The following is a 16,442-nucleotide window of genomic DNA, read 5'->3' on the forward strand; positions in this document are numbered from 1 at the left end:
TCCACTTGATTCCTGCTTTGAAGGCGTACGCATGTTCTGCTAATATGGAAGCTATAGCAATTCAGGAATTAAGGATATGAAGGAAGTGATCATGCGGTGAGTTTTTATGTGCCGGAACGGGTAATCAGGCTGCTGTGCGGCAAGGCAGCTTTTGAACGGGGCTCAGAGGATTATGAAGGTGGAAAGGTCCGGCTGGCCGCCGTAGAGGATAATGAGGGACTGGAATATTCGAAATATCAGGCTACTGTCTACGGACTGGAGCCTTACGATATCATGCTTACCATAGACAGCGACGGAGATGTGAACGGCAAATGCTCCTGTCCCGCGTATTCCCACGGTGGACCGTTTTGCAAGCATATTGCCGCAGTTCTGGTATCTATCCTCTATACCGAGGAAGACGTGGACGGACAATCATCTGGAATGGAGCCGGATGAAGACCGCAGCAATCATGAAGTATATACAGGAAAGACAGGCGTGCTGTTCCCGCGTCATTTGGACAGAAATTCATCAAACTTAGCTGATGCATCAAATGACCGGCATCTTGTAAGCAGCATGCTGGGGTTGTTCGGGAACAGCCGCCAACGCCCGAGCGGCGCTGGAACCTATGTAGATGTTAGAATCCCGCTGGAGATGGAATTTATCTGCAAACCCTTTTCCTATAACTTTGGCAACCGCATGCTCGGCCTTGAACTGAAGGTGGGTCCCAAACGCCTCTACATTGTCCAGAAAATAAGACCGTTTCTGGAACGCGTTCACCGCGGCGAACCCTTTGAATTCTCCAAGCATTTCATCTATGACCCTGCCCTGCACAGCTTCAAGAAGGAAGACAATGCCGTGCTGCTGAAGCTGATCGAGATTCTTCTGAATGAACGGATCTATCAGGGCAATGCCGCGCCTTATTCCTCTTATTCAGGAAGTATGGGCGGAGAGCGGGTGCTGGCCATTCCGCCTTTTTTCTGGGAGTCACTTCTGCCTGTTCTAGGGGCATCCTCTTCTGTTCATTGGCAGGCTGGCGACACGGTCACCGCAGGCATTCCCATTGAAATCGGGCTTCCCAAGCTTAGTTTTCAGTTCGATGAGGCTGAAGAAACAGGCTACCGGCTGGATATTAAGGGACTGGCACAACTTACAGTCATGGAGGATTACGGGCTTGTACTGTCTGAAAGCAAGCTGCTGAAGCTGCCGGTGCAGGAATGCATACGTCTCTCTGAGCTGAAGAAAATGCTGGCCGAGTCCAGAACCAACGGAATCGTTATCGCTCCGGGGCAGATGGAGACTTTTATGGACAAGGTGATTCCCGGCCTCAAAAAGCTGGGACAGGTTCATATCGCTGCTGCCATTGCGGACCGGGTTGTACAGACGCAGCTGCAAGCCAGACTCTATCTGGACCGGGTGCGGGACCGGCTGCTGGCAGGGCTTGAATTTCAGTACGGAACGATTGTTGTCAATCCGCTGGAGGAGCAGGTGCGAGACCGCGGCGATGAAGTTATCCTCATGCGGGATAGTGAAACCGAGCAGCGGATTCTGGAGCTGATGGCCCATGAGTCTTTTGCCCGGACGGACAGCGGCTATATTATGAACGACGAGGAAGGGGAATATGACTTCCTGTACCATACGATTCCATTGCTGGAGCCCTTGCTGCAGGTGTATGCGACTACTGCTGTCAAGTTGAGGATGCCTACCGGTACGTGCGTCCCTAAGGCCAGTTTGACCTGGAATGAAAAAACTGACTGGCTTGATTTCAAATTCGCTATGGACGGCATTCCCGAGTCAGATATCGTATTGGTATTGAAGTCCTTGCAGGAGAAGCGCAAGTATTACCGCCTGCCCGACGGGGCGCTGCTGCCGCTTGAAACCGCCGAGTTCCAGGAAATTATCGCACTCATTAACGAGCTCGGGATGGGGACTGCCGATATCCCTGGTGCAGAATTCTCTCTGCCTTTAATCCAGGGCCTTCATTTGGATGCCGATACTGGCAAAGGAGGTACCGATGCTATCCGCATTGGGCGCTCCTTCCGCCGTCTTCTGGCGAACATGCACAGTCCGGAGAATCTTGACTTTCCGCTCCCGGAGACACTAGCTCCGGTGCTGCGGGATTACCAGCAGTATGGCTTCCAGTGGCTGAAGACGCTGGCTCACTACCGTTTTGGAGGCATCCTGGCCGACGATATGGGGCTGGGCAAAACGCTGCAAAGCATCGCTTTCCTGCTCTCAGAGCTGGAAGATATCCGCAAGAACGGGTTGCCTGCGCTTATCGTTGCACCTGCCTCGCTGCTCTACAACTGGCAGAACGAACTGAAGCGCTTTGCTCCGCAGATCCAAGTGGCTATCGCCGACGGGAACCTGACCGAACGGAGCCGGACGCTGCGGAATGCGGCAGGCTGTGATGTTTTGATTACCTCCTATCCGCTTCTGCGCCGTGATGTCGAACTATACGTTAAGCGGTCTTTCCATACACTCATTCTGGATGAAGCGCAGGTCATTAAGAACCATGCCACCCAGACTGCACAGGCAGTAAAAGCATTACAGGCGCGCTACCGCTTCGCCCTTACCGGAACCCCGGTTGAAAATGCGCTGGAGGATCTCTGGTCGATCTACGGCGTCGTGTTTCCCGGACTGTTCCCGGGCAAAAAAGCCTTTCACGATTTGCCCCGGGAGACTGTCGCCAGGCGGATCCGCCCGTTTCTGCTGCGCCGCCTGAAAAGTGATGTACTTAAAGAGCTGCCGGAAAAGATCGAGTCCCTTCAGGCCTCCGAGTTGCTGCCGGAACAGAAAAAGCTGTATGTTGCCTATCTCGCCAGGCTGCGGAAGGAAGCGCTCAAGCATCTGGAGAGCGATGAGTTCGGCAATGGGTTCGGCAATGGGCGAATCAAGGTGCTTGCCGGACTTACCCGTCTGCGCCAGCTGTGCTGCCACCCTGCACTTTTTGTGGATGGCTATACGGGAGGATCGGGCAAATTCGAGCAGCTGCTGGAGATTATCGAGGAATGCCGCAGCTCTGGCAAGCGTATGTTGATTTTCTCACAATTCACCGAGATGCTTGGGATGATCAGCCGTGAGCTGGGCTTACAGGGAATTTCACATTTCTATCTGGACGGCCATACTCCTGCTTCAAAGAGGGTTGAACTGTGTGGACTTTTTAATGAAGGAGAAAGGGACCTGTTCCTCATCTCGCTCAAAGCCGGGGGGACGGGCCTGAATCTGACCGGAGCAGACACCGTCATTCTCTATGATCTGTGGTGGAATCCCGCCGTCGAACAGCAGGCCGCAGACCGGGCACACCGGATCGGACAAAAGAAAGTAGTGCAGGTGATCCGGCTGATTGCTCTAGGCACGGTAGAAGATAAAATGTACGAGCTGCAGCAGAAGAAGAAAAATCTGATCGATGAAGTCATCGAGCCGGGGCAGGAAGCCTTATCTTCCCTAACAGAGCAGGATATCCGCGAGATTCTGATGATCTGATCGACAGCAGGAAATAGTCATCATTTCCAAATAACAAAACAGGGACCTTCTCATTTAGGCCGGAAGGTCCCTGTTCTACGGCACTCCAATTCTAATTTGATTTCATATTATGCATCCTGACTTGTTTTCTCGTGTTCCACGACCCGGTGTGCTCCGACCAGCTGACCAGACGATTGTTTGCCCCACACGGATATTCCAACAGCCTCCACATCTCCAGAACCGGTTGTAAACACAAACTCGAAGGCATCCAAATCAGCAAAATAATTTCTCGTCACGACTTCATCGGGTCCGATATTAATCGTTTCATTTACATACAACGTTCTTGTAGTGTCAAGCACATACCCTTGAATGGTTACAGTGACAGCACCCACTGTATTTCGGCATACCATTTTCACCGTCACCAGCTGTGTGGGTCTAACCCCCAGAACCGCATTGTTCTCCAAGGGCCCCGTTGATAAAATGGCCATCTTGTCCCATTCCTCCTTTCTTTTATTCACCATTCAGCCTATGAAGCTAAGACTCTTGCAGTGTTTGATCTTAGTCACACAATATATTCATATTCGAGCAAGCTGCTAACCGTGTGGACAGAAGACAGGCTCCATTCACCGATATCAGCGCAAGAGCATAGAGTGTAGAAATAGATTGTTTTATGGAAGAAGGGAGTTCTATGCCCCCTCCTGGAAAGGGGAAAAAGACCGGTGCCAACAAACAACCGGCTAATCCCAACAAGCAAATTCCAAAAGGATTGGAATATACAGTGGCTGTACTGCTCCTGACCGGCAAACTGCGGGTTGATTCTATCCAGATGTATACCGATGCTTCCCTATTCGTCAGTTTGGTGGGAAAGTATAAATCCTTGGGCGATTTAAGCTCCGGCAATTCTAACAATGTAGATAAGCTGGTCAGTTTTCTGGATGATAACAGCAGCTTGACCTTGAACGAAATCATGACCGCCCTGAAGAAGAAAACTGATAACTCCTGAAGCCCGGAAAAATGACAAAAAGGAGGCGCGTTGACGGATGGACAGCTTTGACGGAGAGGAATTTTCCGGCGGTATTCTGCTTATAATCGTAATTGCTCTGCTGATTTACGGCTCGACAGACATTAAGAATCTGACCGGCGCACCTGCTGCAGATTGATCGGTTATTCTCCAGCGTCCTGATGCCTGGTTTGGCCTCACCACAAAATGGCTATTGCTTTCTTCCAAAAATTCGCTATACTGATAAAAATCAATCTACATTCGATGAACGGGAAAGTAGTGATCCAGGACCCTAGTCCCCAGCGAGCCGGGAGAGTGTAAGCCGGTACAGATCCTGTCATGAAGCGCACCCGGGAGATGGACTTCTGAACTGGCAGTAGGAAGCCCCGGCTGAAGGCCGTTAACCTGTGAGGTGGCTGAACCCGGTGTTCGGCAACGAGAGTGGTACCGCGAGCGCTTATGCCCTCGTCTCTTTTAGAGACGGGGCTTTTTTGTGTTTGCCGGGACCTGTGAATTGGCAGCTATGTTGTATTTTAAGGAGGGAATCCAATGTTAAGTCAACTGATTAGCAACCATTTGGAACAAAGCGTAAACAAAGTAATCAATAGCCTTGGCGCAGAATCTGCTGAACCGGTAACCGTTGCACTGGAGCAGCCTGCGAACGCCGATTTCGGTGATTATTCAAGCAACATTGCCATGCAATTGGCCAAAAAGCTGCGCAAAGCCCCCATGACCATCGCCGGACTAATCATCGCAGAGCTTCAGCAAATGGGCGTTACCGGAGGATTGTTCGAGCGTATCGAGATCGCTGCTCCGGGATTTATAAATATGTACATCAACTGGCAGGAGTGGGCGGGCCATTCTTTTGAGCTGCCTCCGGGCAGCGGGGAAAAAGTTATTGTCGAGCATACCAGCGTGAACCCGAACAAATCCATGCATATAGGCCATCTGAGAAACTCCTGTATCGGGGATGCACTGGTAAGAATTTTGCGGAAAACAGGGTACAACGTGGAAGTCCACAACTATGTGGATGATCTGGGCAATCAACTGGCGGATACGGTAGTGGGCTTGCTTCATGTGCCGCTGGCAGGAGAGCATGTCCGTTTCGGGGATTACTGCTGGGATATTTATGCCGCCGTCAACAAGAAGTATGCAGAGCAGCCGGAGAGGGTCCATAAACGGACCGACATTCTCCATGAACTGGAGGAAGGCCACGGCAATACGGCCTGGCTCGGCCAACTGGTTGCGGAACGGATCGTAAAAGAGCATGTCGCGGAGATGAACAACTTCGGCATCGGGTACGATCTTCTGGTCTGGGAGAGCAGTATTTTAAAGGGAGGCTTCTGGTCATCTGCCTTCAGTCTGCTAAAAGAGACTGCAGTATTCGTCCAAGAGACAGAGGGTAAACTAGCAGGGTGCTGGATCCTGAAACAACCGGCGGCTGAGGGGACGGAGAACGAGTCGGAGGATCATCAAAAGGACAAGGTGCTGGTGCGTTCTAACGGAATTTTGACCTACACTGCCAAGGATATTGCCTATCATCTCTGGAAGTTCGGATTGCTGGACAAGGATTTCAGCTACAGCGAATTTAACTCGGGACTGTGGACAACCGGTTTGACTGGAGGCCCTATGGCTTTTGGCAAGGCGGACAGAGTGGTCAATGTCATCGACTACCGGCAGGAGTACCCGCAGGCGATGGTGAAGCAGGCGCTTGAGGTACTGGGGTATGCAGAGCAGGCAGAGAAGCTGAATCATGTCAGCTACGGTGTAGTTTCACTCAGTCCGGCTTCCGCCGCTGAGCTTGGCATCGATACTTCAGAGGGCAAAAGCTCCTACGCCATGTCCGGCCGCCAAGGGATTGGCGTCAAGGTGAGCGATCTGGTCCAGCTCATGGAGAGCACCATCGAAGCCACCCGCTCCGACAAAACCGGCCTCTCCAGCCGGCTCATCGCCACCGCCGCAATCCGTTATTACTTACTGCGCTTCAATCTGGGCACGGAGATTGTGTTCGATTTCAAGCAGGCCACAGAGATTTCAGGTAATACCGGGGTCTATCTGATGTACACCTTCGCCCGCGCGGGCCGTGTGCTCAGCAAAGCAGACTCCCCCGCGGAACAGGAAGCAGTCCCCCAATTCCCGGCACAGCTGGAGAAAGCCGAGCTAGCCTTGCTAAGACAGCTCAGCACCTGGGAGGACACCCTTTATACGGCGAGCCGCGAGCTGACGCCTGGTAGTATCTGCAACTATGCTCATACCCTGGCCTCACTGTTCAACAACTTTTATTCCACCTGTCCGATCCTTAAGGGAGAGAAATCCTCCATCCGCTTCCGGATCTGGCTCACCCGGCGCTTTCAGAATACCCTAGGCGAGGTCTTGGACGTACTCGGACTGCCGAAGCCCGACCGGATGTAGCAATTCCACGCTGAACATGAATTAGAGCTACAATATTTTTTGACCCTACCTACTAATATGGGGTTGGATAAGGTTGGGCGATGGTTGGGATGACTTGGACGGAGACTTGGACAAAGGTTGGGATGATGAGTGGATATTTTCGGAGTCCCGGCAAAAACGAGCGAAAAAATTGAAATAGCGGGTAGAACACCCTCTAATCTGGAGTGGGAGGTAATTTTCAGGTAAATAGAGGCAAATCCCCCCTCTATTTTAGGCCATAACCCCTTTCCAATAGACTTCTGGTGATATTAAAGGGATAAATTCCCTTTATTCCAGGTATATTGAGGAATCCACCTGAAATAGCGGGTCTGTTTCCTCCTATTTATAACAGACGTAACGAAATAAAGCCTGAAATGTGAAGGTGCCCCGCCTCCTTTGGGCTGATTGCGAAGCGAATGCTCTCGATGCCTATGCTCCAACGAACCATTTGGGCTTCTCCTCCCCCCCAGACGCACAAACAGCCTTCCCGAAGGAAGGCTGTCCAGTGACGTCCCGGAAGGGATACAGCCCGTTTAGGCTGATTGCGAAGCGAATGCTCTCGATGCCTATGCTCCAACGAACCGTTTGGGCTTCTCATCCTCCGGACGCACAAACAGCCTTCCCGAAGGAAGGCTGTTAATTGACGTCCCGGAAGGGATTCGAACCCCTGACCGTGCGCTTAGAAGGCGCATGCTCTATCCAGCTGAGCTACCGGGACACATGTGAAAATGCAAAGCTTATAAGACATATGTATTAACGCAACGTTATCTATTATACCTTATTCAGCAAATATTTCAAGAGGCTGCTTAAAAGTATGTCCATCCTTCTCTCCTTACCGGCATTTCTGCCCCCGGAGCGAATATAGAGGAAGTCCACGCGCTTCTTCCTCAAAACGCCGCTGCCGGGGCAGGTTCAGCGGCATGAGTTCCGCTGCCGCTGCTCTTTAGCCTACTCTTTAGGACAGCTTATGGAAATGCGCCTCCAGCTGTTTTTTCAGATCTCCAAAAATGAGCAGCTCCTGCTGAAACTTCGACCGTTCATCCTCCGGAGTCATAATGGTGCTGCCGGTGAAGCCGCTGAACGTTACGTCCTGAAATGCATCATGCAAATTGTTATCAAACCAGTCGGTTGCGGTATCGGCATCATTCGTCAGAATGCGTACAATTTCATAGCCTTCCTCACGCTGGTCCTCCACAATGTACACCAAAAGGGCGGAATCGCTCACAGCCCCCGGTAATACGCCAACCTCTGCACATGGTGCGCCGTCGTATTCGGTCATTCTGCGGATTTTGGCGTCTTTAATGTAATACACTGGTCATCATCCCTCCTGGCAAATTTTCCTCTTCTCTAGTGTTCGGATAAGGACATACATTTTATGCCTTCCTTCGGCATATATCTGAATTACTTGGCAAAAAAGAAACAAGTGGAAACGGCTGCGCCGTCCCCAAAGAAGCCTATGCTTCCGAAGGAGCGATACTTTGTATCGCTTTGAGGTATCCGTTTCAGCGAGAAATATAAGGATCATTTATTGCGTGAAGCATATAAATTCTTATATTTGGACAACAATCGCACAAAAGAGAGGATGAAGCATCATGTGCGGAATAACCGGATTTATCCAGTGGCGCGGCGACCTCACACAGCACTCGCAACTGCTAGTAAAAATGACTGAAACCCTGGAGAACCGCGGACCGGATGCAGCCGGAACCTGGATCTCTGGCCCATGCGCTTTGGGACACCGGAGACTTAGCGTTATCGATCCCGAGAACGGCGCCCAGCCGATGATCGCCCGCCATGACGACAAGGTGTACGCGATTGTGTATAACGGCGAATTATATAATGCCCCTGAGCTCAAAATCGAACTCAAGCAACGCGGGCATCATTTTCTCACGGAATGTGATACAGAAGTTCTGCTCCACGCCTATATCGAGTGGGGACCGGACTGCACGGAGAAGCTGAATGGCATTTTTGCTTTTGCCGTGTGGGACAGTTTGCGCGATCAGGTGTTTTTGGCACGCGACCGTCTCGGGGTGAAGCCGCTGTTCTACAGTCAAGTCGACGATGTGTTTATCTTTGGCTCTGAGCCCAAAGCGCTGCTGCAGCATCCCAAAGTGAAGCCGGATGTCGGACCGGAGGGGCTTGCGGAAATTTTCATCATCGGTCCGGCCCGTACACCGGGACAGGGGGTATATAAAGATATATTCGAGCTTCGTCCAGGTCATGCCATGATTTATAGCCGGAATGGAATCCGCAAATATGCCTATTGGGAGCTTACCAGCTACGAACACACTGACAATGTGGATGAAACGGCGACCAAGGTCCGTGAACTGCTGCAGGATACTCTGGAGCGCCAGCTGGTTTCCGATGTTCCGGTCTGCTCACTGCTCTCTGGAGGACTGGATTCAAGCGCGCTGACCGCACTAGCTGTGGACTATTACAACCGGACCGGCCAAGGCCAGGTAGATACCTATTCCGTAGATTATGTCGATAATGACAAGCATTTCAAAAGCCACACCTTCCAGCCCGGTGCAGACGGCCCCTGGATTAAGCGGATGGTTGATGAACTGAAGACGATCCACCACTATGTGGCGTTTGATACCCCCGAGCTGGTGGCGGCGCTGGACAACGCCCTCTATTCCCGCGATTTGCCGGGGATGACTGATGTGGATTCTTCGCTCTATTTATTTTGCCAGGAGATCAAAAAGAACGCGACCGTCGCCATTTCCGGCGAAGCGGCCGATGAGATCTTTGGCGGATACCCGTGGTTCCACCGTGAAGAAATGCTGTCTTCAGGCACTTTCCCTTGGGCGGTCGCACCAAAAATGCGTTCTGAGCTCCTGTCACCGGAGATCCGTGAATGGATACGTCCGCTGGAGTATCTGGGCGACAGATACAGCGATGCGGTAGCAGAGGTGCCAAAGCTTGACGGCGAGACCGGCAAACAGGCGCAAATGCGCGTGATGTCCTACCTCAACATTACCCGCTTCATGCCTACCCTGCTGGACCGTAAAGACCGGATGAGCATGGGCGTAGGCCTGGAGGTCCGCGTACCTTATTGCGATCACCGTCTCGTGCAGTATGTATTCAACATTCCCTGGGAGATCAAGACTGTAGGCAACCGGGAAAAAGGCATTCTCCGCAAAGCCTTGGAAGGCATTCTCCCGGACGATGTACTCTACCGCAAAAAAAGCCCGTATCCCAAAACACATAATCCGGCTTACTTAAATGCCGTTCGGACGCAGATGCTGAACATTCTGGATGACTCATCTTCACCTATTCTGCCATTAATAGACGCCGCCAAAATCCGTGAAATCGCCGCGTCACCGGAATCCTCCAGCAACCTGCCCTGGTTCGGCCAGTTGATGTCGGGTCCACAGCTGTTTGCTTATCTGTCCCAAGTTAATCTTTGGCTGCGCAAGTATAACGTTTCGATCGGGTAATACAGCTGCCGGGTCAGCGTTTACGCAGATTTATCGCTGTACAGACCAGCCCGCGTGATCATTCCCACAGCCGTGAGAGAGGAAAACCTCTACAACTATAGATGAAACATATCTTGGCATAAGGGGTTTAATCCAGATGGAGTCCTCTGTTAACCGTAATCCCCTGTTCACAAAAAAGCTGACTGTCTTTATTCTGGTGACCTTTAGCTTCACCTGGCTGTGCTGGCTGCCACTGCTGCTGAATAAGCAGTTTGCCGCTGGCCTGCCGGTGCTGCCCGGACAGTTCTATCTCGGCTCCTTCGGTCCGCTGCTTGGCACACTCGTGAGCGTGAGGCTGCCGGGAGCAGGCGGATTTACCGCCTGGTGTAGAACTGCTTTTTCTCTTGCTTTCCCCAAAAAATGGCTGGGGCTGGCTGCTGGACTGCCCCTGGCCTACGGGGCGGCGGCCATTCTGGCTCATACCCTGATTACCGGCAGTGCGCCGGATATGCGCCAGTTCGGCATAACCTCTGATCTGCCGCCGCAGTTTGGTGTCTGGATGACCGCCCTCGTATGGATGATTACCTTCGGGATCGGGGAGGAGAGCGGGTGGCGCGGCTACTTGCTGCCGGAGCTGCATCAACGTTACTCTCTGTTCACCTCAGCCCTGCTGGTTGCCGTTATCTGGATGGCCTGGCATTTACCAGCCTTCTGGTTCAATGAAAGCTACCTCGGGATGGGCTTTGGTGTGATCGGCTGGGCAATCAGCCTCACATACGGTTCGGTCGTGCTAGCCTGGATTTGCGCCGGAAGCCGCTGGAGCATCCTGCCTGTGATCCTGTGGCACGGTATCTTTGATCTGCTTACCGCCAGCAACCAGGCGGCCGAGGTGATGGCCATGGTCTGCAGTATGCTGGTTATTATCCACGGCATTCTGCTGATGCGGATCCTGGGCAGACGCCGCAGCGTCCCGCCTACACAGTAAAGGGCGGCTCTGCCTGCCTCGTTCCCGACAGAGCTGCCGCTAATCCGTCCATCTAAGCCAAAGAGCAAGTCCCACGAAGGAGACTTGCTCTTTGGTTTGCAATATTTTATCCAATGCCATTTAAGCGCTTAAAAGTTGAAATTATCCGGGTCCGGACCGAAGCGGTGATTCTGATTCAGGTCTTCAATCGCTTGGACATCCTCATCGCTAAGGGTGAAATCGAAGAATCCCGCATTCTCCACGATGCGCTCGGCATGCACGGATTTGGGAATCGTGATGACACCTTGCTGAAGATCCCAACGGAGCACAATCTGCGCTGCCGTCTTGTTGTATCTACCGGCTAACTCTTTCAACAGCGGCAGATCCAGATTGCCCTGCATAAGCGGGCTCCAGGCTTCTACCTGAATATCATGCGACTTCGCATACTTCAGCAGCTCGCGCTGGGTCAGCAGCGGATGGAACTCAACCTGATCCACCGCAGGCACCACTCCCGTATCGTCGATGATATCCTGCAGATGATGCGGCTGGAAGTTGCTCACGCCAATGGATTTGACAAGCCCCTCCTTTTGCAGATGCACCAGAGCTTTCCAGGAATCGCGGTACTTGCCGGCCACAGGCCAATGGATCAGGAACAGATCCACAACCTCCAGACCAAGCTTCTTGCGGCTGACCTCAAAAGCCTTCAGTGTCGACTCATACCCCTGGTCACCGTTCCACAGCTTGGTCGTAATGAACAGCTCATCCCGGTCCACTCCGCATTCACGGATGGCTTGTCCGACACCCTCTTCATTCTTGTACCCGGCAGCCGTATCGATACTGCGATAACCGGTCTCCACCGCCGACTTCACGGCCTGAATCACTTCTTCCCCGTTCTTGGTCTGCCACACCCCAAGCCCCAGCCAAGGCATGGTTGCCCCGTCATTTAACGTAGGTCCCCCGGAAAATGGTCCATTTGCTTCAGTCATCATTAGCCCTCCAGACGTAATGGTATTAAGCGGAAACGGCCCGCTACCCTATACTCAGGCTAGTGTCCGTCTCAGCGAGAAATATAAGGATAATATAATCCGCTGCATTTCAGCGTGCTTATCCTTGAACAAACTCCCTTTAACCTTAAAACCGATATAGTAATCATCCATTTCCAAAATCAGTATAGCAGTTCATGCCCCGGTTGCAAAAAATGGAGTGCGGCTGCATACACAGCCACACTCCATTGCCGTTCAATTTATTTCTCAATCAGCCTGAAATCATCGAAATGGAACTCCGGGGAGACGATGCAGGAAACCAGCACCGGCTCTTCACCGAGCGGCCGGGCGGCCTGCCATACGCCTGGCGGAATAACTACCTGCGGCTGCTGGCCGGCTGCAATGTCAAGGCCCAGAATGACCTCAGTCACATTCTCCGGCTTGTCGCCGCTGCCCCCCAGACTCAGAACAATCGGGCTGCCGGAATGCCACAGCCAGATTTCAGACGAGAGCACCGTGTGCCATTCCGAGGCTTCATCCGCATGCAGCAGAAAATAAATCGAAGAGGCCGATGCTCTTGGCCCGGAGTAGCTCTCACCCAGGGTGTCCTGCGGAATTTGAAAAGGAGCATTCCATAGTCTTTTATACCAGCCGCCTTCTACGTGGGGCTGCAGCCCCAGCGCTTCCACCAGTGGCGAAATTTCTTTTTGCGTCACCATATTCTCTCTCCTTAAAGTTTTGCTTTTACTTTAACGGAATGTGGCGCAATTGTAAAATATCCCTCTTACTTGCTCTCCTTGCTCACCTTGAACACCTCAGCCATAGCCCCGAGCGTACCCAGCGTATCAACAGCACTGGTAGGCAGGAACACCTTGTTAGCCGCTCCCTTGGAAATTTCAGTCAATGCCTCAAAGGATTGATACGCAAGCACCCGTTCATCTAGTCCGGCGCTGCTGATCAGCTGAATACGGGCCTTCTCGGCCTCGGCTACCGCCTGAATCGCTTTGGCCTGGCCAAGTGCTTCCAGCTCCTGTGCCTGACCTAAGCCTTCCGCCTGACGGATGCGCGCTTCCTTATCGCCTTCCGCTTTCAGGATTTTACTCTGCTTGTCACCTTCGGCACGCAGGATCATATCCTGTTTGGCGGCTTCGGCCTCCAGCACAATCGCACGTTTGCTGCGCTCCGCCTTCATCTGCTTATCCATCGCTTCCTGGATATCGAGCGGAGGCTTGATATCGATAACCTCTACGCGCTCAATCCGCACGCCCCATTTCTCCGTAGCCTCATCCAGCGCTAGGCGGATATCCGAAGAGATTTTTTCCCGGCCCGACAGGGTTTCATCCAGCTCCAGCTTACCGATGATCTGCCGCATGGTGGCTGTGGAAATGTTGCGCACCCCGTATACATAATCGGAAATGCCGTAGGTTGCTTCTTCCGGACCTACCACCTGATAGAAAATAATCGTATCGATCTGCACTTGTACATTATCCTTGGTAATCACGGTCTGCGGCGGCACATTGGCCTGCTGAATCCGCAAATCATGATACGTCCGTACCTGATCGATAATCGGAATAAGGATATTCAACCCCGGTGTGAGCAACCGGTGGAATTTACCGAGACGCTCTACAACCCCTACCCGCTGCTGCGGTACGATTTTGATGGTCAGTGCGACAAATACGACAACAACAAAAATGATAATTCCAATAATAGCCCATTGCATTAGTACATATCCCCCCATTTTACTACTTCAATAATAGTGGAGCTTCTTCCGACCACTTTGACCACTTCATCCTTGCCCAGCGGCTCTATTGAGGTTGCGCTCCAGGTGTCGCCGCCTACCTTAACCTGACCGAACCGTCCCGGCTCAATCGGTTCTACGACCAGCCCCTGCCTGCCGACAATTTCTGTCCCCGTATCCTTGAACCCCCGCGAACTGCGGAATCTCGCTACCAGCGGCCTGGAGCAAATCGTCAGCCCCAGGGCAACGATCGAGCCAGCCAAGACCTGCAGCAATATCGCATCCGGCAGCACAAGGGAAACAAGACAAGCCGCAAGAGCACCAATGCTTAACCAGAGCAGGTAAAACGTAAGCGTCATCATTTCAACGACAAACAGGACACCGGCTGCAATTAACCAAAATACCCAGACCACCATCGGTGAACCCACCACCTTCCGCTATATACTACTATAACGAAAAAAACGGCATGACGTTGCATAAGTTTTTTGAAGACCTGGACATAGGCATACATAGCATTATATTTCAACGCATGGAAGCTTATGAGCAGCTATTTCTTTTCTTGTACAAAAATCCGTATGTATGGTTCAGCCGTCGGAAATTCCAACTGAACAAAAAGCTTGCAGAGTCGGCTCAGCCTTCTCTGCAAGCTTTTTGCTGTTCAAGATGAGCTGTTAGTTCAACAACCAGAGAGCAGGCGTCAAAACCGGCTCCCAGCCTGGCAGCGAGGTATGTGCCTGGCGACAGGTGTACACATTGCCGCCATAGCTCACTTTGTCACCCACTTTGTAGGCGACTCCTGCTGCCCAGGCGGCTACTCCTGGAGTCGCTGTTGGAGTTGGGGTAACCGTAGCAGTAGGAGTTGGAGTTGGAGTTGGAGTTGGAGTTGGAATTGGGGTCGGTGTAGCTGACGGTTTCACGGTAGCGGTTGGCGTTGGTGAAGCTGTTGGTATTGCCGTCGGTGTCACTGTTGGCGTAGCTGTCGGGGTTGGTGTCGGCACCACTCCACCGCCCAGATCGGTGTTCAGCTTGTTCTGCAATGTTTTGTTGCGGTCGCCGCTGGTCTCCCAGAACATCGCTCCTGCCAGGCCTTTGGTTTTGATATAGCTCGTTTTATAACCGAAGGATTCCACGTCATCATAGCTGATGAATGTTTGTGCAGACGGATTATAGAGATAAGGCACTTTTGAGGTGTTGTTCCAATAGCGGGTATAGCCGTTTTTGTTAATATAGTTGGCCTCGAGATCGTAGAAGTCATAGCTTCCCTTTTCCCATGTGCCTGTGGACGAAATACCGGCTGACACCTGATATTGTCCGTTCCCTGTACTCGGCGCACCGCCCCAGCCGCGTCCATAGAACGGCATGCCCAGAACGAGCTTATTCGCCGGGACTCCGCTTAAGAGATAGCTTGTGACGGCTTTGTCTATATTATAGTTCGCCGGCTCAGTCAGACCTGTTGAGGCTGCTGCCGGATCGTAGTAGAGCGGAGCATTGTGCCCTGTAGTCGTATTCCAGCTGCCGTTGAAGTCATAGGTCATAATGTTGATCCAGTCGACAACGGCAGCAATGCCGCTAAGATTGTTGTTCTGAATGTATGCCGGGCCTGCGCCGGAGGCAATGGTCAGCAAATAGGTTTTACCGTCGGCAGTTCCGGCGGTATTCAGCTTTTCACGGATTTTCTGCAGCAGCAGCACGTAATTCTGCTTATCCTCCGGACGGTAGCTGTTGCCTGCAAGACCGCCGCTAACCGGATATTCCCAGTCCAGATCGACACCGTCCATTTGATACTTGCGGATGAAATCGACTGCAGAATTCGCAAATACCTCACGGGTCGCCGGCGTGGCGGCAACATCCGAGAACCGGTTCGACCAGGTCCAGCCGCCGACGGAGATCACCGTCTTGAGGTTCGGGTTCTTCTCTTTCAGTTTCCAGAGCTGCTTCAGATTCCCTTTAATCGGATCATCCCATTTGTCATCTCCGAAGCTTTTCTGGGCATCGATCCAGGGATCACCCAGCACAATCGTGCCATTCGGGACGCTGATCGGCTGGCCTTGTTCATTTTGGCAGGTCCAGGTAACCGGATTCGTTCCGGTAGGGTCGGGATTGCCGTGAATCCCGTTCCAGCAAATATCAGCAAAAGCATAGTTGATCACATTCATCTTGCTGGGATCGATATCTGTAACGTTGTAAGCCCGTCCGTAGGCAGCCCACGAAGCATAATAACCGACGAGCTTGTAGCCCGCAGCCGCATTTGCAGTTTTGACATGGGTGCCTATCGTTGAAAAGAGTGCAATCACAAGAGCAATAGCCATACCAAGCGCAAAGGTTTTACGAAATCTGCTGTTTGTCGACCTCATTTTCATTTACCTCCTCGGTTCTATGCATAGCTTGTAAACCTGTTTCTCAGACAACGCTCCTTGTGTCACCTCCAGATTGGGATTTACCTTCATCCATTGTCTCTATCAGATTCACG

At 52.1% G+C, this 16,442-nt stretch carries 12 protein-coding genes, 1 tRNA gene and 1 other annotated feature; of the genes, 5 read left to right on the forward strand and 8 right to left on the reverse strand.

The genetic code is table 11. The features are described 5' to 3' along the window. Nucleotides 1–96 precede the first annotated feature (96 nt). Nucleotides 97–3,462 carry a DEAD/DEAH box helicase gene (locus ACTJKB_RS17845; RefSeq protein WP_440835762.1) on the forward strand — a complete coding sequence of 1,122 codons (3,366 nt, stop codon included), beginning with the start codon at nt 97–99 and terminating at the stop codon, nt 3,460–3,462. A gap of 107 nt (nt 3,463–3,569) precedes the next feature. Here ACTJKB_RS17845 and ACTJKB_RS17850 read toward each other — a convergent pair whose 3' ends face one another. Then, the gene (locus tag ACTJKB_RS17850; RefSeq protein WP_440835763.1) at nt 3,570–3,929 is read right to left on the reverse strand and encodes a hypothetical protein; all 360 of its coding nucleotides are present in this window, start codon (nt 3,927–3,929) and stop codon (nt 3,570–3,572) included. A gap of 200 nt (nt 3,930–4,129) precedes the next feature. On the opposite strand from ACTJKB_RS17850, the gene ACTJKB_RS17855 reads away from it, so the two are divergent. Both ACTJKB_RS17855 and ACTJKB_RS17860 read left to right on the forward strand, forming a co-directional pair. Then, nucleotides 4,130–4,444 carry a hypothetical protein gene (locus ACTJKB_RS17855; RefSeq protein ID WP_440835764.1) on the forward strand — a complete coding sequence of 105 codons (315 nt, stop codon included), beginning with the start codon at nt 4,130–4,132 and terminating at the stop codon, nt 4,442–4,444. 252 nt (nt 4,445–4,696) lie between these two features. After that, nucleotides 4,697–4,917: a binding site (T-box leader), on the forward strand. Nucleotides 4,918–4,990: 73 nt separating this feature from the next. After that, complete coding sequence (locus tag ACTJKB_RS17860; RefSeq protein WP_440835765.1) at nt 4,991–6,853, forward strand: arginine--tRNA ligase; 1,863 nt, start codon at nt 4,991–4,993, stop codon at nt 6,851–6,853. 662 nt (nt 6,854–7,515) lie between these two features. Here the strand turns inward: ACTJKB_RS17860 and ACTJKB_RS17865 are convergent. Both ACTJKB_RS17865 and ACTJKB_RS17870 read right to left on the reverse strand, forming a co-directional pair. Then, a tRNA-Arg gene (locus ACTJKB_RS17865) sits at nt 7,516–7,589 on the reverse strand. Between the two features lie 237 nt (nt 7,590–7,826). Beyond that, nucleotides 7,827–8,183: a hypothetical protein gene (locus tag ACTJKB_RS17870; protein WP_440835766.1), complete on the reverse strand. Its 357-nt coding sequence runs from the start codon at nt 8,181–8,183 to the stop codon at nt 7,827–7,829. Between the two features lie 280 nt (nt 8,184–8,463). Here ACTJKB_RS17870 and asnB point away from each other — a divergent pair, with 280 nt between their 5' ends. Then, nucleotides 8,464–10,308, forward strand: a complete 1,845-nt coding sequence (asnB, locus tag ACTJKB_RS17875) for an asparagine synthase (glutamine-hydrolyzing) (RefSeq protein WP_440835767.1) — start codon at nt 8,464–8,466, stop codon at nt 10,306–10,308. A 136-nt stretch (nt 10,309–10,444) separates the two neighbouring features. Continuing rightward, complete coding sequence (locus tag ACTJKB_RS17880; protein WP_440835768.1) at nt 10,445–11,272, forward strand: lysostaphin resistance A-like protein; 828 nt, start codon at nt 10,445–10,447, stop codon at nt 11,270–11,272. Between the two features lie 128 nt (nt 11,273–11,400). Here ACTJKB_RS17880 and ACTJKB_RS17885 read toward each other — a convergent pair whose 3' ends face one another. The 5 genes from ACTJKB_RS17885 to ACTJKB_RS17905 all read right to left on the reverse strand — a co-directional run bounded on the left by ACTJKB_RS17885 (nt 11,401) and on the right by ACTJKB_RS17905 (nt 16,332). After that, complete coding sequence (locus ACTJKB_RS17885) at nt 11,401–12,237, reverse strand: aldo/keto reductase (protein ID WP_440835769.1); 837 nt, start codon at nt 12,235–12,237, stop codon at nt 11,401–11,403. A 257-nt stretch (nt 12,238–12,494) separates the two neighbouring features. After that, nucleotides 12,495–12,953, reverse strand: a complete 459-nt coding sequence (locus tag ACTJKB_RS17890) for a cupin domain-containing protein (protein ID WP_440835770.1) — start codon at nt 12,951–12,953, stop codon at nt 12,495–12,497. Nucleotides 12,954–13,018: 65 nt separating this feature from the next. Then, a complete protein-coding gene (locus ACTJKB_RS17895) occupies nt 13,019–13,954 on the reverse strand; it encodes an SPFH domain-containing protein (protein ID WP_440835771.1) in 936 nt (311 codons plus the stop codon). Further along, entirely contained in the window at nt 13,954–14,388 is a 435-nt protein-coding gene (locus ACTJKB_RS17900; protein ID WP_440835772.1) for an NfeD family protein, read from the reverse strand. Before ACTJKB_RS17900 ends, ACTJKB_RS17895 begins: the two co-directional genes overlap by 1 nt. Before the next feature lie 255 nt (nt 14,389–14,643). Next, nucleotides 14,644–16,332, reverse strand: coding sequence for a glycosyl hydrolase family 18 protein (locus ACTJKB_RS17905; RefSeq protein ID WP_440835773.1), 1,689 nt, complete (start codon nt 16,330–16,332; stop codon nt 14,644–14,646). Between the last annotated feature and the right edge of the window lie 110 nt (nt 16,333–16,442).

Source organism: Paenibacillus sp. 22594 (assembly GCF_052044425.1).
Classification (GTDB): Bacteria; Bacillota; Bacilli; order Paenibacillales; family Paenibacillaceae; genus Paenibacillus_AQ.